Origin of the sequence: Streptomyces sp. NPDC012466, from assembly GCF_042955215.1 — a bacterium.
Lineage (GTDB): Bacteria > Actinomycetota > Actinomycetes > Streptomycetales > Streptomycetaceae > Streptomyces.
Map to the genome: position 1 here is coordinate 728,162 of NZ_JBIBEQ010000003.1, position 17,489 is coordinate 745,650.

At 71.9% G+C, this 17,489-nt stretch carries 17 protein-coding genes; 13 read left to right on the forward strand and 4 right to left on the reverse strand.

The window, feature by feature from the left end; translation table 11 throughout:
- The first annotated feature begins 99 nt into the window (after positions 1 to 99).
- The gene (locus tag ACFY9E_RS15780; protein WP_390983609.1) at positions 100 to 1,815 is read left to right on the forward strand and encodes a hypothetical protein; all 1,716 of its coding nucleotides are present in this window, start codon (positions 100 to 102) and stop codon (positions 1,813 to 1,815) included.
- 7 nt (positions 1,816 to 1,822) lie between these two features.
- Here the strand turns inward: ACFY9E_RS15780 and ACFY9E_RS15785 are convergent, their stop codons facing one another.
- Positions 1,823 to 2,620, reverse strand: coding sequence for a hypothetical protein (locus ACFY9E_RS15785; protein ID WP_390983612.1), 798 nt, complete (start codon positions 2,618 to 2,620; stop codon positions 1,823 to 1,825).
- Between the two features lie 71 nt (positions 2,621 to 2,691).
- Here ACFY9E_RS15785 and ACFY9E_RS15790 point away from each other — a divergent pair, with 71 nt between their 5' ends.
- From ACFY9E_RS15790 to ilvD, 4 genes are all read left to right on the forward strand, one after another.
- A complete protein-coding gene (locus tag ACFY9E_RS15790) occupies positions 2,692 to 3,624 on the forward strand; it encodes a Ppx/GppA family phosphatase (protein ID WP_390983615.1) in 933 nt (310 codons plus the stop codon).
- Between the two features lie 82 nt (positions 3,625 to 3,706).
- The gene (locus tag ACFY9E_RS15795) at positions 3,707 to 4,531 is read left to right on the forward strand and encodes a sugar phosphate isomerase/epimerase (protein WP_184848550.1); all 825 of its coding nucleotides are present in this window, start codon (positions 3,707 to 3,709) and stop codon (positions 4,529 to 4,531) included.
- Entirely contained in the window at positions 4,528 to 5,160 is a 633-nt protein-coding gene (locus tag ACFY9E_RS15800; protein WP_390983618.1) for a TetR family transcriptional regulator, read from the forward strand. Before ACFY9E_RS15795 ends, ACFY9E_RS15800 begins: the two co-directional genes overlap by 4 nt.
- 140 nt (positions 5,161 to 5,300) lie before the next feature.
- Complete coding sequence (ilvD, locus tag ACFY9E_RS15805; protein ID WP_390983621.1) at positions 5,301 to 7,154, forward strand: dihydroxy-acid dehydratase; 1,854 nt, start codon at positions 5,301 to 5,303, stop codon at positions 7,152 to 7,154.
- Between the two features lie 64 nt (positions 7,155 to 7,218).
- Here the strand turns inward: ilvD and ACFY9E_RS15810 are convergent, their stop codons facing one another.
- A complete protein-coding gene (locus ACFY9E_RS15810; RefSeq protein ID WP_390983623.1) occupies positions 7,219 to 9,345 on the reverse strand; it encodes a PQQ-binding-like beta-propeller repeat protein in 2,127 nt (708 codons plus the stop codon).
- Between the two features lie 182 nt (positions 9,346 to 9,527).
- Between ACFY9E_RS15810 and ACFY9E_RS15815 the strand changes: the two genes are divergently transcribed.
- Genes ACFY9E_RS15815 through ACFY9E_RS15825 form a run of 3 tightly spaced genes read left to right on the forward strand, consistent with a single transcriptional unit; the run spans position 9,528 to position 10,776 of the window.
- Positions 9,528 to 9,848 carry an SH3 domain-containing protein gene (locus tag ACFY9E_RS15815; RefSeq protein WP_390983626.1) on the forward strand — a complete coding sequence of 107 codons (321 nt, stop codon included), beginning with the start codon at positions 9,528 to 9,530 and terminating at the stop codon, positions 9,846 to 9,848.
- Positions 9,849 to 9,906: 58 nt separating this feature from the next.
- On the forward strand, positions 9,907 to 10,221 hold the full coding sequence (locus ACFY9E_RS15820) for a hypothetical protein (protein ID WP_390983720.1): 315 nt from the start codon (positions 9,907 to 9,909) through the stop codon (positions 10,219 to 10,221).
- 42 nt (positions 10,222 to 10,263) lie between these two features.
- Positions 10,264 to 10,776: an EamA/RhaT family transporter gene (locus ACFY9E_RS15825; RefSeq protein ID WP_390983628.1), complete on the forward strand. Its 513-nt coding sequence runs from the start codon at positions 10,264 to 10,266 to the stop codon at positions 10,774 to 10,776.
- 66 nt (positions 10,777 to 10,842) lie between these two features.
- On the opposite strand, the gene ACFY9E_RS15830 is transcribed toward ACFY9E_RS15825, so the two are convergent.
- A complete protein-coding gene (locus ACFY9E_RS15830) occupies positions 10,843 to 11,421 on the reverse strand; it encodes a TetR family transcriptional regulator (protein WP_390983723.1) in 579 nt (192 codons plus the stop codon).
- 71 nt (positions 11,422 to 11,492) lie between these two features.
- Here ACFY9E_RS15830 and ACFY9E_RS15835 point away from each other — a divergent pair, with 71 nt between their 5' ends.
- The 5 genes from ACFY9E_RS15835 to proC all read left to right on the forward strand — a co-directional run bounded on the left by ACFY9E_RS15835 (position 11,493) and on the right by proC (position 15,737).
- A complete protein-coding gene (locus tag ACFY9E_RS15835) occupies positions 11,493 to 12,086 on the forward strand; it encodes a dihydrofolate reductase family protein (RefSeq protein ID WP_390983631.1) in 594 nt (197 codons plus the stop codon).
- Positions 12,087 to 12,317: 231 nt separating this feature from the next.
- Positions 12,318 to 13,145: a methyltransferase domain-containing protein gene (locus tag ACFY9E_RS15840; protein WP_390983634.1), complete on the forward strand. Its 828-nt coding sequence runs from the start codon at positions 12,318 to 12,320 to the stop codon at positions 13,143 to 13,145.
- Between the two features lie 60 nt (positions 13,146 to 13,205).
- Positions 13,206 to 14,036: an ATP-binding cassette domain-containing protein gene (locus tag ACFY9E_RS15845; protein WP_390983636.1), complete on the forward strand. Its 831-nt coding sequence runs from the start codon at positions 13,206 to 13,208 to the stop codon at positions 14,034 to 14,036.
- Entirely contained in the window at positions 14,033 to 14,812 is a 780-nt protein-coding gene (locus ACFY9E_RS15850; protein WP_390983639.1) for an ABC transporter permease, read from the forward strand. Before ACFY9E_RS15845 ends, ACFY9E_RS15850 begins: the two co-directional genes overlap by 4 nt.
- 112 nt (positions 14,813 to 14,924) lie before the next feature.
- Positions 14,925 to 15,737 carry a pyrroline-5-carboxylate reductase gene (gene proC, locus ACFY9E_RS15855; RefSeq protein WP_390983642.1) on the forward strand — a complete coding sequence of 271 codons (813 nt, stop codon included), beginning with the start codon at positions 14,925 to 14,927 and terminating at the stop codon, positions 15,735 to 15,737.
- Positions 15,738 to 15,781: 44 nt separating this feature from the next.
- Here proC and trpS read toward each other — a convergent pair whose 3' ends face one another.
- On the reverse strand, positions 15,782 to 16,816 hold the full coding sequence (gene trpS / locus ACFY9E_RS15860) for a tryptophan--tRNA ligase (protein ID WP_390983644.1): 1,035 nt from the start codon (positions 16,814 to 16,816) through the stop codon (positions 15,782 to 15,784).
- Between the last annotated feature and the right edge of the window lie 673 nt (positions 16,817 to 17,489).

Below are 17,489 nucleotides of genomic sequence, written 5' to 3' on the forward strand. Positions count from 1 at the left end.
CCTGGTTCCTGTCCCCGATTGAGGGATCGTTTCACCCGTACGGATTAAATGTGCTCAAGCCGCCTGAAGGTGCCACTCCCGGCCCCCTACGGTCGCCGAATGACGAGCAGTACTCCGGAGATCTCGACCCGCACGGCCGGCGCGCACCGGGCGCACCGGGAAGCGCGTGACCGCGGGGCTGCGCGCACACTGGCGCAGCGTCCGCCGGCACGCTACGAGCCCTACCTGGACGGCCTGTTCACCTACTGCCTGTCCGTGCTGTGCGACCACGAGGCCGCGACCGCCGCCCTGGGCGAGGTCCTCGCGCTCGCCGAGCGCCGCGGCCGGCACGTCCCGGAGGCACCCGCGGACCGCAGGGCCTGGCTGTACGCGCTGGCCCGCTGGGCGTGCCTGCGCAAGCTGGCCGAGGCCAAGCAGAAACGTCAGAGCAGCCATGCCGCGGGCCGCACCGGGCGGCAGCGCCCCGACCGCCCGGCCGCCCCGGCCCCCTCCGAGGAGGTCCAGGAGCGGCGCCGTCGCGAACTGGCCCTGCTCGCCTGGCCGGAGGCCGCCGGCACCAGCCCGGAGCAGCGGGAGGCGCTCGAACTGGCCGTGCGCCACCACCTCGCCGCCCGGGAGGTCGCCGCCGTCCTCGGCATGGACCCGGCCGCCGCCCGTGAGCTGCTGGCCTCCGCCGCCTGCGAGGTGGAACGCACGCGTGCGGCCCTGGCCGTGGTCGAGACCGGGGCGTGTCCGAGCGTGGCGCACTTCGCCGGCGACGACCGGCTCGTGCTCGGCACGGCCCTGCGCCGCGAACTCGTCCGGCACGTCGACGACTGCCCGCGCTGCCGCCGCACGGCCGAGCGCGCCATCCCCGGCCGCTGGCCCGGCACCAGCGTCACGCCCGCCGAACTGCCCGTCCTGCCGGCGCCCCGGGCGGCCCTGCACATCGCCATGGCGCACCATCCGCGGAGCGTCACACCCCGCTTCGACCGGCGCGGCTTCCCGATGGACCCCAAGGACCACGCCGCCCGAAGGGACCGCCTACGCGCGCGTGCCGTCACCACGACCGTGGTCGCCACCGTCGTGGCCGCCCCCGTGCTCGCCCTGTGGGCGGCCTACCGGGGCACCCCGGTCGGCGAGGGCCACGACGGCCGTTCGGCCTCCGCGCGTGAGGCGGACGACCCCTTCGGCCTGGACGGCGAGATGGCGGGCGGCGGCTACGAGAACACCGGCAACGCGAGCACCCGGCCCGGTCCCCGCTTCGGCAAGGACGGCAAGGCCGACGTCTCCGTGGAGGTCATCGGCGTCGCAGGAGCCGGCCGCAAGACCACCCTGGAGGTCACGGCGGACAACAGCGGCGACACGACCCTCGTCACCCTGACCGCCACCGGCCCCGCCCCGGTGCGCTGGTCCGCCTCCACGGGAGCCCCGTGGCTCTACCTCAGCCAGTCGTCGGGAACGCTCAGACCCGGCGAGTCGGTGACGATCAAGGTGTACGTCGACCATCTGCGGGAGCCCGCCGGCCCCTGGCAGGCGCGGGTGGCGGTCGCACCGGTGGGCGCCGTCGTCCGCATCGAGGGCTACGGCACCGCGCCCAGCCCCTCCGGCCCCGGTCCGGACCCCCGGCCCACCGGTCCGAGCGACCCGGGCCCGACCCGGCCCGACCCGACGCCCACGACCTCCGCCCCGGACCCCGACCCGACGCCGACCACCCCGCCCCCGTCGCCCGACCCGGATCCCACGCCCACGCCCACGGACGCGGGCCCGACCGATCCGACGGGCTCGACGCCTCCGCCCTCGGACAGCGGCGACCCGAGCCCGGCCACGGCGTAGCCGACCCTCAGGTGACCGGATCCGCGGGGTGCGGGGCCAGCAACGGCAGCTGGGAGGCCAGCCGCTCCTCGCACAGTTCGACCAGCCGGTCGTAGCCGGCCTTGCCCATCAGCTCGATGAGCTCCGGGCGGTAGGAGACGTAGACGGGATCGCCCGCGCCGTGCGCCGAGGTCGCCGAAGTGCACCACCAGTGCAGGTCGTGGCCGCCCGGGCCCCAGCCCCGGCGGTCGTACTCGCCGATCGACACCTGAAGGACGCGGGTGTCGTCAGGCCGGTCGATCCACTCGTACGTCCGGCGCACCGGCAGCTGCCAGCACACGTCCGGCTTGGTCTCCAGCGGCTCGCGGCCCTCCTTCAGGGCGAGGATGTGCAGCGAGCAGCCCATTCCGCCCGGGAAGCCGGGCCGGTTCTGGAAGATGCACGAGCCCTGGAAGGGCCGCGTCTGCCGCTCGCCGTCCTCGTCCTCGGAGACCCAGCCGCCCCGCGTGCCCTCGGCGTGGTGCTGCCAGATGTCGGGCGTGAGCCTGGCCACATGCCCGGCGACGCGCTTCTCGTCGTCCTCGTCGGAGAAGTGGGCACCCAGGGTGCAGCACCCGTCGTCCGCGCGGCCCGCCTGGATGCCCTGGCAGCCGCTGCCGAAGATGCAGTTCCAGCGAGAGGTCAGCCATGTCAGATCGCAGCGGAAGACCTGTTCGTCGTCCGCCGGATCAGGAAACTCCACCCACGCGCGAGCGAAGTCGAGTCCCTTCTCGTCGGGGACGAGGCCCGGTGATTTGTCGCGCTTCGCCTTTTTCGTCTTTGGCACGGGTCCAGGGTACGGGCCTTGTACCCCCGCCGAGGACTGCGGACGGCCCCGTGGGCAGTAGCGTGCCGTACATGAGACTCGGTGTCCTCGACGTGGGATCGAACACGGTGCATCTGCTCGTGGTGGACGCGCATCCCGGCGCGTGCCCGTTGCCCGCGCACTCGCACAAGGCGGAACTGCGCCTCGCCCAGCTCCTCGAAGAGGACGGCGCGATCGGCCCGCACGGCGTCGACCGGCTGGTCTCGGTCATCCACGAGGCGCTCCAGGCCGCCGAGGACAAGGGTGTCGAGGAGATGCTCCCCTTCGCCACCTCCGCCGTACGCGAGGCCGGCAACGCCGACGACGTCCTCGCGCGCGTGCGCACCGAGACCGGCGTCGAGCTCCAGGTCCTCACCGGCGAGGAGGAGGCCCGCCTCACCTTCCTCGCCGCCCGCCGCTGGTTCGGCTGGTCGGCCGGGAAGCTGCTGGTCCTGGACATCGGCGGCGGCTCCCTGGAGATCGCCTACGGCATGGACGAGGAGCCCGACGCGGCCGCCTCGCTGCCGCTGGGCGCCGGCCGTCTCACCGCCGGCTGGCTGCCCGGCGACCCGCCCGACCCGGACGACGTCCGGGCCCTGCGCCGCCACGTCCGCACCGAGATCGCCCGCACGGTCGGCGAGTTCAGCCGCTTCGGCTCCCCCGACCACGTCGTCGCCACGTCCAAGACCTTCAAGCAGCTGGCCCGCATCGCCGGCGCGGCCCGCTCCGCCGAGGGCCTCTACGTCCAGCGCGAGCTCAAGCGGGAGTCCCTGGAGGGCTGGGTCCCGCGCCTGGCCGCCATGACGGAGCGGGAGCGCGCGGAGCTGCCCGGCGTGTCGGAGGGCAGGGCCGGCCAGCTCCTGGCGGGCGCCCTGGTGGCCGAGGCCGCGCTGGACCTCTTCGGCGTGGAGCGCGTCGACATATGCCCCTGGGCGCTGCGGGAGGGCGTGATCCTGCGTCGCCTGGATCACATGGAGTCCGTGTAGGGGGCCCAGCGGCTATGGCAAACACCACAACGGCGAAGAGGCCCCCCACCTCACCCCGACCACACCCCGTAATCTGTCCTGCATGGCAGAGCCAGCCGTGAAGATCCCGGACGCGAAGGTCGCCCTGTCGACGGCCTCGGTCTACCCGGAGTCGACGGCCACGGCCTTCGAGATCGCCGCGCGCCTCGGCTACGACGGGGTCGAGGTCATGGTCTGGACCGACCCGGTCAGCCAGGACATCGAGGCCCTGCGCAGACTCAGCGACTACCACCGGATCCCGATCCTGGCCGTGCACGCCCCCTGTCTGCTCATCACGCAGCGCGTCTGGTCCACCGATCCCTGGACCAAGCTCCAGCGGGCCCGCGCGGCCGCCGAGAAGCTCGACGCGAGCACGGTCGTCGTCCACCCCCCGTTCCGCTGGCAGCGCCAGTACGCCCGGGACTTCGTCACCGGCATCTGGCGCATGGCGAACGAGACGGACGTACGGTTCGCCGTCGAGAACATGTACCCCTGGCGCTACCGCGACCGCGAGATGCTCGCGTACGCCCCCGACTGGGACGTGACGAAGGACGACTACCGGCACTTCACGATCGACCTCAGCCACACCGCGACGGCCCGCTCCGACGCGCTGGACATGGTCGACCGCATGGGGGACCGCCTCGGCCACGTCCACCTCGCCGACGGCCGGGGCTCCGCCAAGGACGAGCACCTGGTGCCCGGCCGCGGTACCCAGCCCTGCGCCGAGGTGCTGGAGCGGCTCGCCCTGACCGGCTTCGACGGGCACGTCGTCATCGAGGTCAACACCCGCCGCGCCATGTCGAGCGCGGAGCGCGAGGCCGACCTCGCGGAGGCACTGGCCTTCACCCGCCTGCACCTGGCCTCGGCCGTGAAGGTGCCGCGGAGATGACCGGCCGGCCCGCGGCCGACGGCGGGTCCGGCACCGCCGCCCGCCGCCGCGGCCGCCCCCCGCGCACCGAGTCGGCGGACACCCGTGACCGCATCCTGACCGCCGCCCGCGACGAGTTCTCCGAGCGCGGCTACGAGAAGACGTCGGTGCGCGGCATCGCCAAGTCCGCCGGCGTCGACTCGGCCCTCGTGCACCACTACTTCGGCACCAAGGAGCAGGTCTTCGAGGCGGCGATCACCCAGTCCTTCGGACCCGCCCTGCAGGCCCCCAAGGCCATCGAGGAGGGTCCGCTCGACGGGGTGGGGGAGCGCCTGGCCCGCTTCTTCTTCGGCGTCTGGGAGAACCCGGCGACCCGCACGCCCCTGCTCGCCGTCGTCCGGTCGGCCCTGACCAACGACACGGCGGCCGCCGTCTTCCGGCGGATCATCGCCACCCAGGTGCTGCGCCGCATCGCCGTACGGCTGGAGCTGCCGGACGCCGAGCTGCGGGCGGAGCTGGCGGCCGCCCAGCTCGTGGGAACCGCCATCCTGCGGTACGTCATCAAGGTCGAGCCGCTGGCCTCGGCGGACCCGGAGCAGGTCATCGCGCGGCTGGCCCCGGTCGTCCAGGGGCATCTGACCGATCCGTGAGGCCCGCGGGTGCCGTCGTCCGAGACGGCCATCCCGCATTCCGGACACTCCGTCCCGCCCACTGGATGACGGGCGTACGCTCGGTAGCAGTCAGAAATCTCCGAATCCTCTGACGCCGTCTGTCGAAGGAGCGAGCGACGATGCCCGAGCTGAGGTCCCGCACAGTCACCCACGGCCGCAACATGGCGGGCGCCCGCGCCCTTATGCGCGCCTCCGGTGTACCGGGTGCGGACATCGGCCGCAAGCCGATCATCGCGGTCGCCAACAGCTTCACGGAGTTCGTGCCGGGGCACACGCACCTGGCGCCGGTCGGCCGGATCGTCAGCGAGGCGGTCGTCGCGGCCGGCGGCATCCCGCGCGAGTTCAACACGATCGCCGTCGACGACGGCATCGCCATGGGCCACGGCGGCATGCTCTACTCCCTGCCCTCCCGCGACCTGATCGCGGACAGCGTGGAGTACATGGTCGAGGCGCACTGCGCCGACGCCCTGATCTGCATCTCCAACTGCGACAAGATCACCCCGGGCATGCTGAACGCCGCCCTGCGGCTGAACATCCCCACGGTCTTCGTCTCCGGCGGCCCCATGGAGTCCGGCCGCGCCACCCTCGTCGACGGCACCGTCCGCACCCTCGACCTGGTCGACGCGATCTCCGACGCCGTGAACGACAAGATCTCGGACGAGGACATCCTCCGCATCGAGGAGAACGCCTGTCCGACCTGTGGCTCCTGTTCCGGCATGTTCACCGCCAACTCGATGAACTGCCTGACGGAGGCCATCGGCCTGTCCCTCCCGGGCAACGGCTCGGTCCTCGCCACGCACACCGCCCGCAAGCAGCTGTACGTCGACGCGGCGAACACGGTCATGGACATCACCCGCCGCTACTACGAGCAGGACGACGAGACGGTCCTGCCCCGCAGCGTGGCGTCCTTCGCGGCCTTCGAGAACGCCATGGCCCTCGACATCGCCATGGGCGGCTCCACCAACACGATCCTGCACCTGCTGGCCGCGGCCCAGGAGGCGGGCGTCCCCTTCGGCCTCACGGAGATCAACGAGGTCTCCCGCCGCGTTCCCTGCCTCGCCAAGGTCGCCCCGAACGTCGCCAAGGACCGCACGTACTACATGGAGGACGTGCACCGCGCCGGCGGCATCCCCGCCCTGCTCGGCGAGCTGCACCGGGCCGGCCTGCTCAACGAGGACGTCCACTCCGTGCACAGCCCGTCCCTCGCCGACTGGCTCAAGACGTGGGACGTGCGCGGTGGTTCCCCCTCCGCGAAGGCCGTCGAGCTGTGGCACGCGGCCCCCGGCTGCGTCCGCTCCGCCGAGGCCTTCTCCCAGTCCGAGCGCTGGGAGGCCCTGGACGAGGACGCCGAGGGCGGCTGCATCCGCTCCGCCGAGCACGCCTACTCCAAGGACGGCGGCCTGGCGGTCCTCAAGGGCAACCTGGCCGTGGACGGCTGCGTCGTGAAGACGGCCGGTGTCGACGAGTCCATCTGGACCTTCGAGGGCCCGGCGGTCGTCTGCGAGTCGCAGGAGGAGGCCGTCCAGAAGATCCTCACCCAGCAGGTCAAGGACGGCGACGTCGTCGTCATCCGCTACGAGGGCCCCAAGGGCGGCCCCGGCATGCAGGAGATGCTCTACCCGACCTCGTACCTGAAGGGCCGCGGCCTCGGGAAGACCTGCGCGCTGGTCACGGACGGCCGTTTCTCCGGCGGTACCTCCGGGCTGTCCATCGGCCACGCCTCACCCGAGGCGGCCGCGGGCGGCACCATCGCCCTGGTCGAGGACGGCGACCGCATCCGCATCGACATCCCGAACCGTGCCATCGAGCTGCTGGTGGACGACGCCGAGCTGGCCCGCCGCGAGCAGGCGCTGAACGGCGTGTACGCCCCGAAGAACCGCGAGCGCAAGGTCTCGGCGGCGCTGCGGGCCTACGCGGCGATGGCGACCAGCGCGGACAAGGGCGCCGTGCGGGACGTTTCGAAGCTGGGGTGACCCCTTCTCGCGCCTAGGGCCGTCTCCCGCGCTGCCGGGGGCGGCCCTCGCGCATGCCCGACTGCTACCAGGCCGCCGGATCGCGCCCGCTCACGGCGAAGACGGTCCCGTCCGGCGCACTGCCGTAGACCCGGTCGCCCACGACCACGGGCTCGGGCAGCGCGGCCGGGATCCGGTCCGACCGGTCGCCCAGCCGGGGAGACGTCTGCCCGGCGACCTTCCCGCGCCGCGCGTCGACGGCGAGCAGCCGCCCGTCCGACGCGGTCACGTACACGTGCCGGTCATCGGCGACCGGCGTGGACCCCCGCATCGTGCCCGTCTCCAGATTCCACAGCTGCTCACGTGCCTCGAGATCGACGGCCACCAACGATCCCCCGGTCCCCATGAGATAGGCCAGGTTCCCGCGCACGGCGCCATGGGCCTGCTGGAGGGGGACGGCGAGGGGCACCCGTCGGGTCTCACCCGTCCGTGGGGTGTAGCGGACCACGGCCCGCGCGTCGCCGTGCACCGCGTCGACCGACAGGAGAAACACCGATCCGTCCGTCGTGCCGAAGGGCTTCAGCGTCCCGTCGAGCCGGGCGTCCGACCGCACGTCACCCGTCTGCGGGTCCACCACGCTGAGCCGGGTGCTCTTCCCGTCCCCCGACGCGCTGGTGGCGTACGCCAGCGGGTCACCGCGGAACGTGGCGAGGTACGGCACCTCATGGCCGGGGATCCGGTGGCTCCACCGCGGGTCACCGGAGGCGCCGTCCACGCCGGTGACCTTCCCGCCGGCACCGGTGACCAGGAGCATGCCGCCGGCGTCCACCGCACTGCCGGCCTCGGGTATGTCCCGCTGCCAGCGCGCCTTGCCCGAGGCCGGATCGAGCGCCTCCAGGCGACGCCCCTGGCCCGTCGAGGGCTGTACGAGTCCACCCGCAAGCACCGGCGGTTCCCTCCGGGGCCCCTTGGCGACGGGGTGCCGCCACAGCAGGTGGCCGTCGGACGGATCCAGGGCGAAGACCATTCCGGACGTGGCGCAGAGCAGCCGTCCGGCCCCGTGGGAGCACAAGGGTGCGCTGTCCCCGGCCGCCGGTGCCGTCTGCCACCCGGTGAACGCGGCGGACGTGGTCCGCGGGGAGGCGGGCCGTGGTGAGCCGCCGGCACCGTCGAGCAGCGGGAGTGAGGCCAGAGCACCGACTACGGCCAGGCCGAACGCCCCGGCGCCCAGGACCGCCCGCCTGCCGAGCCACCGTCGCCCGCCACGACCGGCTTCCACCGCACGACCGGCTTCCACGGCGCGGACGGGCTTCCCGGCGGGCGGCCACGAACCTTCGGTGTCCCCGGTCCGCTGAGCCGGTATGAACGTCTGTGTGTCGTACGAAGCCGCGACGGATCGCAGCTCCCGCATCAACTCGTCCGGCGTCGGGCGCTCCTCCGGCTCCTTCGCGAGACACCGCAGCACCAGCGGCGCGACCTCGTCCGGCACACCGGTCAGGTCGGGCTCGTCGTGCACGACCTGGTAGGCGACGATGTACGGGCTGTCGGAGTCGAACGGCCCCTGTCCCGTGGCCGCGTGCACCATCACCGACCCGAGCGCGAAGATGTCGGCGGCCGGACCCACCTCGCGCGGGCGCCGGAACTGCTCGGGCGCCATGAAGGGCGGCGTACCGATCAACCTCCCCGTCTCGGTGCGCAGTTCGCTGTCCAGCGGCCGGGAGATACCGAAGTCGATGACCTTCGGTCCGTCGTCGGCGAGCAGGACGTTGCTCGGTTTCAGATCCCGGTGGACGACCCCGGCACGATGGATGTCCCGTAGCGCCTCGGCCAGCCCCGCCATCAGGCGCCGCAATTGGGCCGGCTCCATGGGGCCGTTCCGCTTGACCTGCTCGGACAAGGTCGGCCCCGGGATGAACAGCGTGGCCATCCAGGGCCGTTCGCTGTCCGGGTCGGCGTCGACGACGGGTGCCGTGAAGGCGCCGCTCACCCTGCGCGCCGCCGCCACCTCCTGCCGGAAACGCCCCCTGAAGTCGGGGTCCTTGGCGAACTGGGCGTGCACGACCTTCACCGCGAGCTTCATCCCGGAGGTGCTCCGGGCCAGATGCACGACACCCATGCCGCCCGAGCCCAGACAGGACTCCAGACGGTAGTGACCGGCGTATTCGGGAAGTTCCGCTTCCGCGCCCGCTCCGGCGTTCCGCTGTGGCGCCATGGGACCACCCCCGTGCTGTTCGTCCGCGCGCGCGACGCACGGAGCCTAGTCGAAGACTCGTAGGGGACAGAGGCGGCTTGCTAGCCTCCACGCACGAGTTGCGCACATGTGTTTCATGGTGTGATTCGGGGGAATCAACGGGACCCCATGGCAGTCATGGGGCTCAACGGGGGAGAACTGTCATGTCTGTCGACCATGTCGAGGAACTCGAAGGCAGAGGCGAGGGAGAGGCCGTCACCATGGCGGCGTCGGCCCTGCGCTCGTACGCCGTCGCCCCGGGCGTCCGCCTGAACGTCCGCAGCGGCCCCGGCACCGGCTACGCCCTCGTCCGCGTCCTGCCCGAGGGAGCCAGGGTCACCATCTTCTGCCAGAGGCCCGGCACGACGGTTGCCGGTCCGTACGGCAGCTCGAACATCTGGGACAACATCGACGACGGCGAGTACGTCTCGGACGCCTATGTGAACACCGGCAGCGACGGATACGTCCGTCCGCGCTGCTCCTGATCCGACCGCCACCACGCCGGGACTGCTCATGACCACGTCCCTGAAACGCAGATCCGTGATGCTCGCCGGGCTCACCGGAGCCCTCCTCATGGTGGGCGCGGCCACCGCGGAGGCCACCGCGGCCGTGCGCTACTACCCGGTCGCGCCGGGCGTCAGCCTCGCCGTCCGCACCGGCCCGGGCACCTCCTACGGCATCGTCCGCTACCTTCCCGTGGGCGCTCAGGTGCCGATCTACTGTCAGACCCCCGGGACCACCGTCACCGGCACGTACGGCACGTCGAACATCTGGGACAACATCAGCAACGGCGAGTTCGTCGCCGACGCTTACGTGAAGACGGGCAGCGACGGCTACGTGGCCTCGCGTTGCGGCTGAGCCGCCCGGAGCCCGCGGCCCGGCAGGGGCCATAATCGACCCGTGAGTGCAGCCGACAGCACCCCTGCCACCCCCGCGGGCTCCCAGGCCGAGGGCCTCGGGCCCCGCCCCGAGCCCTTGCGCTTCTTCGGCACGACCTGGCTGGACCACGACAACGGCTACACCGCGCGCCGTATCGCCGTGGCCGTCGGCTCCCTCGCCGCCGCGGCCGTCTCCTGCCTCGTGCTCCGTCTCGCCTACCAGGGCCTTCAGATCGCCGCCATCGGCGGCTTCGTCACCCTCCTCATGGTCGTGATGTTCGCGATCTGCAGCGCGATGGCCTTCCGCCACACCTGGGACGGCTTCACCCGCCGCCCCGACCCCGACCGCCAGGCGTCCCTCCGCGGCCTTCTGACCGTCGGTTTCGTCGGCTCCCTCCTCGCCTACTTCTTCCGCTCCCTCACCGAGGCGCCCGGAGAGAGGCTCCACCGCGAGGAGTACGAAGAGGCCCGCAAGCAGTACGAGAAGCGCACGACCCGCCGCTCCGGCAACCCGAAGAACCGCCGCCGGGCGTAGTCCTCCGGCATAGCGCCGCCGCGCCCGGCCCGCTTCCCGCGGAACGCGACCAGGGGGCCCGGCCGCCTAGTGCGCCGCCACGATGCGCTCGACCGCCGCCGTCACCAGTTGTTCGCGCTCCGCCTCGGTGAAGACGTCCGGCAGCGTGAGCTGCTCGACGATCAGCCAGTTCAGGGTCAGCATGAGCAACTTGACGGCCATGGCGTCGCCGGGGAGCCCGGACGCTTCGTGGTGGGCGACGTTGGCCTCGACGTCGGCGCGGACCCGCTCGGTGAGGACCTTGCGCAGTTGGGGGCGGCGGGTGGCCTCGAGGCGCAGTTCGAGCAGGGCGAGGTAGCCGGTGCGGAAGGCGGCGATGCGGCCGACCAGTTCCCGCATCAGCACGGCGTAGGTCTCCCGGTCGCGGCCGGCCGCCTGCTGGCGCGCGATCGTCGCTTCGTCGGGCTGGAGCCGCTCGTAGACACGGGCACCGGCCTGGGTGAGCAGGTCGTCCCGGTTGGCGAAGTAGTTGGACGCGGTCCCAGCCGGTACGGCGGCCTCGGCGTCCACGGCCCGGAAAGTCAGACCTCGCGCTCCCTCTCTGGCCAGCACCTCGATCGCCCCGTCGACGAGCGCCGCGCGCCGCTGGTCGTTCCGTCTCACCATTGACACCACTCCAACTGTAGTACTACTTTCAAAGCACTTCAAGGAGAGTACTACGTGTGGAGTCAGCAGAGATGCGAAAGCTCGTGTACTACATCGCTGTCACGCTCGACGGCCGTATCGCCGGCCCCGGAGGCGAGTACGACTTCTTCCCCGCCGGTGACGAACAGCAGAGCACCGCGTACAGCGCCTGGGTCAACACCCTCTACCCCGAGACCGTCCCGACCGCCTACCGCGCCGCCGCCGGCCTCGCCGACGCACCCCACCGGTATTTCGACACCGTCGTCATGGGCCTCGGCACCTACCGCGACCCCCTCGACCGGGGGATCACCAGCCCCTACGCACACCTGCGGCAGTACGTGGTCTCCAGCACGCTCGACACGGACGTCGACCCGGCCGTCACCGTCGTTCCGGGCGACCCGCTCGCTCTCGTCCGCGAACTCAAGCGGGAGGAGGGCACCGGCTTGCACGTCTGGCTCTGCGGCGGCGGCAAGCTCGCAGGCGCCCTCCTGCCCGAGATCGACGAACTGGTCGTCAAGCACTACCCGGTGGTCGCCGGCGCCGGGATCCCGGCCTTCGACGGCGCCTTCGACCCCACCGTCTTCGATGTCGCCGAGCGCACCGCTTTCCCCAACGGCGTCACCCTCACGCGCCTCGCCCGCCGCTAGGCAGGGAGCGAGGCTGTCCTGCTCGAACGGAGGCCGAAGTGAGGTGGCCGAAGGCGCTCTCCGTCTGGACGCGGCCCCGTGCTGGTCGTCAGCCACGACAAGTCCGGCCGGACGGTCGGATCGCCGAAACGGCCTGACTCCCCAGCGGAACCGGCCCACCTGCGCGTCAACCCCCGCTGATCTCACCGGAATCTCACCGCACCGCACCCCACGCCCGGCGACCATGGCGGTATGACCACACCTCCCTCCGCCGACCACCCCACCGGAGCCGACCTCACCACCGAACCCCCCGCCGCCGAGCCCGCCCGAACCGCCCGAGCGCACTCCTTCAACGCCGCCGCGGCCCAGTACGCGGCCAACCGCCCCTCCTACCCACCGGCCCTCTTCGACGCCATAGAAGACCTGACGGGCCGCCCCCTCACCGGCGCCCGCGTCGCGGACGTCGGCGCCGGCACCGGCATCGCCACCGCCCTCCTGCACGGCAGGGGCGCGAACGTCGTCGCCGTGGAACCCGGTGACGGCATGGCGGCCCAGTTCCGCCGCACTCTCCCCGGCATCCCGATCATCCGCGGCACGGGAGACGACCTCCCCCTCGCCGACGCTTCCGTCGACCTCGTCACCTACGCCCAGGCCTGGCACTGGACCGACCCCGCCCGCTCCGTCCCGGAGGCCCTGCGCGTCCTGCGCCCCGGCGGCGCCCTCGCCCTGTGGTGGAACACCGACGCCCTCGACGTCCCCTGGATCGCCGAGGCCGCCGCCCGCACCGAACACCACTTCCACATCGACGTCTCCGCCGAGAAGCGCAACGTCAACGCCCGCGCCGCCGACCCCACCGGCCGCCTCGACTTCACCCGCCGCACGGTCCGCTGGAGCCGCCGCGTCCCGGTCGATACGCACCTCGCCAACATCGGCAGCCACTCGGTCTTCCTGGTGCACGGCCCCGAACACACCGCGGCGTTCCTGGCGGCGGAACGCGAACTCCTCCTCCGGGCCTTCCCGGACGGCTTCGTGGAGGAGGCCTACGAGGTCGTCCTCCTCCTCGCGAGGACCCCGGCCTGACGCGCGCCCGGCCGCCGCGGCCGCTTGACGCGTCCGACCCCCGGGAGCATTATTCATCACATGATGAATAATGCTCCCGGCTCGCCACGCCCGGGCCCGGACACGCCGGCCGTCCACGCCGAGAACCTCACCGTCGTCCGCGGCCCCCGCACGGTCCTGCGCAACCTCGGCTTCACCGTCCCCCGCGGCCGGATCACCGGCCTCCTCGGCCCCTCCGGCTGCGGCAAGTCGACCCTGATGCGCGCCCTGGTCGGCACCCAGGCCAAGGTCACCGGCACCCTCGACGTCCTCGGCCACCCCGCCGGCCACCCCGCCCTGCGCACCCGCATCGGCTACGTCACCCAGGCTCCGTCCGTCTACGACGACCTGACCGTCCGCCAGAACCTCGACTACTTCGCCGCGATCCTCGACCCCGGCCGCGCCTCCGCCGACCGCCGCGACGCCGACGTCACCCGCGCGATAGCCGACGTCGACCTCACCACCCACGCCGACGCCCTCGCCGGAAACCTCTCCGGCGGCCAGCGCAACCGCGTCTCCCTGGCCGTCGCCCTCCTCGGCACCCCCGAACTCCTCGTCCTCGACGAACCGACCGTCGGACTCGACCCGGTCCTGCGCCGCGACCTGTGGAACCTCTTCCACGACATCGCGACCGGCCGCGGCGCGACGATCCTCGTCTCCTCCCACGTCATGGACGAGGCCGAACGCTGCCACCGCCTCCTCCTCATGCGCGACGGCGAACTCCTGGCCGGGGGCACCTCCCGGCCGGAGGCTGGGGGAGACACACCCGACGCTCTACGGGCCCGCACCGGCGCCGCCACGGTCGAGGAGGCCTTCCTCCACCTGGTCGACGAGGCAGCGGAAGCGGACCGCACGAAGGAGACGACCCGATGACCACCACCGCCACCGGGCCGGCCACCCCACCGAAGGGCCTGAGCGCCTCCCGCACCGTCGCCACCGCCGCCCGGGTCCTGCGCCAGCTCACCCACGATCCACGCACCATCGCGCTGCTGATCCTGATCCCCTGCGTGATGCTGTTCCTGCTGCGCTACGTCTTCGACGGCAGCCCCCGCACCTTCGACAGCATCGGCGCGTCCCTCCTCGGGATCTTCCCGCTGATCACGATGTTCCTCGTGACGTCCATCGCCACCCTGCGCGAACGCACCTCGGGCACCCTCGAACGCCTCCTCGCCATGCCCCTCGGCAAGGGCGACCTGATCGCCGGCTACGCCCTCGCCTTCGGCACCCTCGCGATCATCCAGTCAGCCCTGGCCACGGGCCTCGCCGTCTGGTTCCTCGACCTCGACGTCACCGGCAGCCCCTGGCTCCTCCTCCTGGTGGCCCTCCTCGACGCCCTCCTCGGCACGGCCCTCGGCCTCTTCGTCTCGGCCTTCGCGGCCTCGGAATTCCAGGCGGTCCAGTTCATGCCGGCGGTGATCTTCCCCCAGCTCCTCCTGTGCGGACTGTTCACCCCGCGCGACGACATGCACCCGGCCCTGGAGGCCCTCTCCGACGTCCTCCCCATGTCCTACGCCGTCGACGGCATGAACGAGGTCCTCCGCCACACGGACATGACCGCCACGTTCGTCCGCGACGTCCTGATCGTCGCGGGCTGCGCACTCCTGGTTCTGACCCTGGGCGCCGCGACCCTCAGGCGCCGGACGGCGTAGACCACCCGGCGAAGGTGCCGGCATTCCGCCCACCGGACATCACCCCCGCCCGCCACCCCCGAGTGCGAGGATGAACCCGGACGACGCGCAACCCCCGGAGGGCACCCCAGCCATGACCCAGAAAGTCGCAGTCCTCGGCACCGGCAAGATCGGCGAAGCCCTGCTCAGCGGAATGATCCGGGCCGGCTGGACCCCGGCCGACCTCCTGGTCACCGCCCGCCGCCCGGAACGAGCCGAGGAACTCCGCACCCGCTACGGCGTCACCCCGGTCACCAACCCCGAAGCCGCCAAGACCGCCGACACCCTGATCCTCACGGTCAAACCGCAGGACATGGGCACGCTGCTCGACGAGCTCGCCCCCCACGTCCCCGCCGACCGCCTGGTCATCAGCGGCGCCGCCGGCATCCCCACGGCCTACTTCGAGGAACGCCTCGCCCCCGACACCCCGGTCGTCCGCGTCATGACGAACACCCCCGCCCTCGTCGACGAGGCGATGTCCGTCATCTCCGCCGGCACCCACGCCACCGCCGACCACCTCGCCCACACCGAGGAGATCTTCGGCGCCGTCGGCAAGACGCTCCGCGTCCCCGAGTCCCAGCAGGACGCCTGCACCGCCCTGTCCGGCTCCGGCCCGGCCTACTTCTTCTACCTGGTCGAAGCCATGACCGACGCCGGCATCCTCCTCGGCCTGCCCCGCGACAAGGCCCACGACCTGATCGTCCAGTCCGCCATCGGCGCCGCGACGATGCTCCGCGACAGCGGCGAACACCCGGTCAAGCTCCGCGAGAACGTCACGTCCCCCGCCGGCACGACGATCAACGCCATCCGCGAACTCGAGAACCACGGCGTGCGGGCCGCCCTCATCGCCGCACTCGAAGCCGCCCGCGACCGCAGCCGCGCCCTGGCCTCCGGAAACAACAGCTGACCACCGGGGGGCGGGCCCGTTCCCGCCCCCGCGGCGACGTCACCTCACACCGCCGCCACGGCCCCGGCACCGGCCGCCTCCGTCACGGCGGGCAGCAGCCCGATCGCGCGATACGCGGCGTCCACCGTCGGCCGGGCCATCCCCCGGGCCCGCTCCGCACCGTCCCGCAGCACCCCCTCCACATAACCGGGATCGGCACACAGCTCCTGGTGCCTGACCCGCAAGGGCCGGAGCACCTCGACCACAGCCTCCGCGGTGTCCTTCTTCAGGGCCCCGTACGACGTGTACGCACCACTCAACGATTCGGGCTCCCCGCCCGTGCAGGCCGCGAGGATCTCCAGCAGGTTGGCGAGCCCCGGCCGGGCCTCCCGGTCGTACACGACCTCCCGCCCGCTGTCGGTCACGGCCCGCATCACCTTCTTGCGCACCACGTCCGGCTCGTCCAGCAGGTAGACGATGCCGGGCCCGACGTCATCGCTCTTGCCCATCTTCGACGCCGGATCCTGCAGATTCATCACCCGCGCCGCCACCCCCGGCCGCGTGGCCCGCGGAATCACGAACGTATGCCCGTACCGCTGGTTGAACCGCACCGCCAGGTCCCGCGTCAGCTCGACGTGCTGCACCTGGTCGTCCCCCACCGGCACCTCGTCGGCCCCGTACGCCAGGATGTCCGCCGCCATCAGCACGGGATACGTCAGCAGCGACAGCCGCACACTCCCGCCCCGCCGCTGCTCCCGCGCGGCCTTCTCCTTGTACTGGATCATCCGCCGCATCTCACCGTCGGTGGCCACGCACTCCAGTACGTACGACAGCCGGGCGTGCTCGTCCACATGGCTCTGCACGAACACCGTGCAGAGCTCCGGATCCAGTCCGGCCGCCAGCAGCAGCGTCGCCGACTGCCGGCTCAGCCGGCGCACCCGCGCGGGATCGTGGTCCACGGTCAGGGCGTGCAGATCGACGACGCAGAACAAGGCGTCGGCATCGTGCTGGTCGACCGCGGCCCACCGCCGCATGGCCCCCAGGTAGTTCCCCAGCGTCAGATGCCCCGTCGGCTTGACCCCGCTGAAGACCCGTGTCATCTCTCCTCCTCCTAGGCCGGGACCGCCGCCTCCGGGCGGCCGCCCCTCCGTGGTGCCGGAGGGAGAAACGAAAACGGCCGCCGAAGCGGCGGCCGTCGCGTGCATACGTGGGGACGGCCGCCGTCAGGCGGCCCACCACAGCTGGGTGCACGTACGCGTCGTCATGCGGCCCAGAGTACGCCCCGTGAGTGCCGTCCGCCCTTGAGTTGACACGCCCAGACCCTGTACGTAGTGTTCTCCGAGTTGCCCGACGTGAGCGCCGACCCCGGTCGGTCCCCGGGCAGCCAATCCGCAGGTACCAACCACTATTCGACGTGCAGTACATCTGTCGTCGCTTCATTGGCGTGTGTATTTACGGAATGAGGAATCCACGTTCGAAAGGACGAGGCCCCCGATTGGCTCGGGAGCCGGGGAATCCGCTAAAGTCTCACTCGTCGGAACGGCCCAACAGTCGCGAAGACAAACCCCGCTGACCGGGGATCGGGCCCGAAAGGATCTGATAGAGTCGGAACCGCCGGAAAGGGAAACGCGAAAGCGGAAACCTGGAAAGCACCGAGGAAATCGGGTCGAGAAAAGATCTGATAGAGTCGGAAACGCAAGACCGAAGGGAAGCCCGGAGGAAAGCCCGAGAGGGTGAGTACAAAGGAAGCGACCGTTCCTTGAGAACTCAACA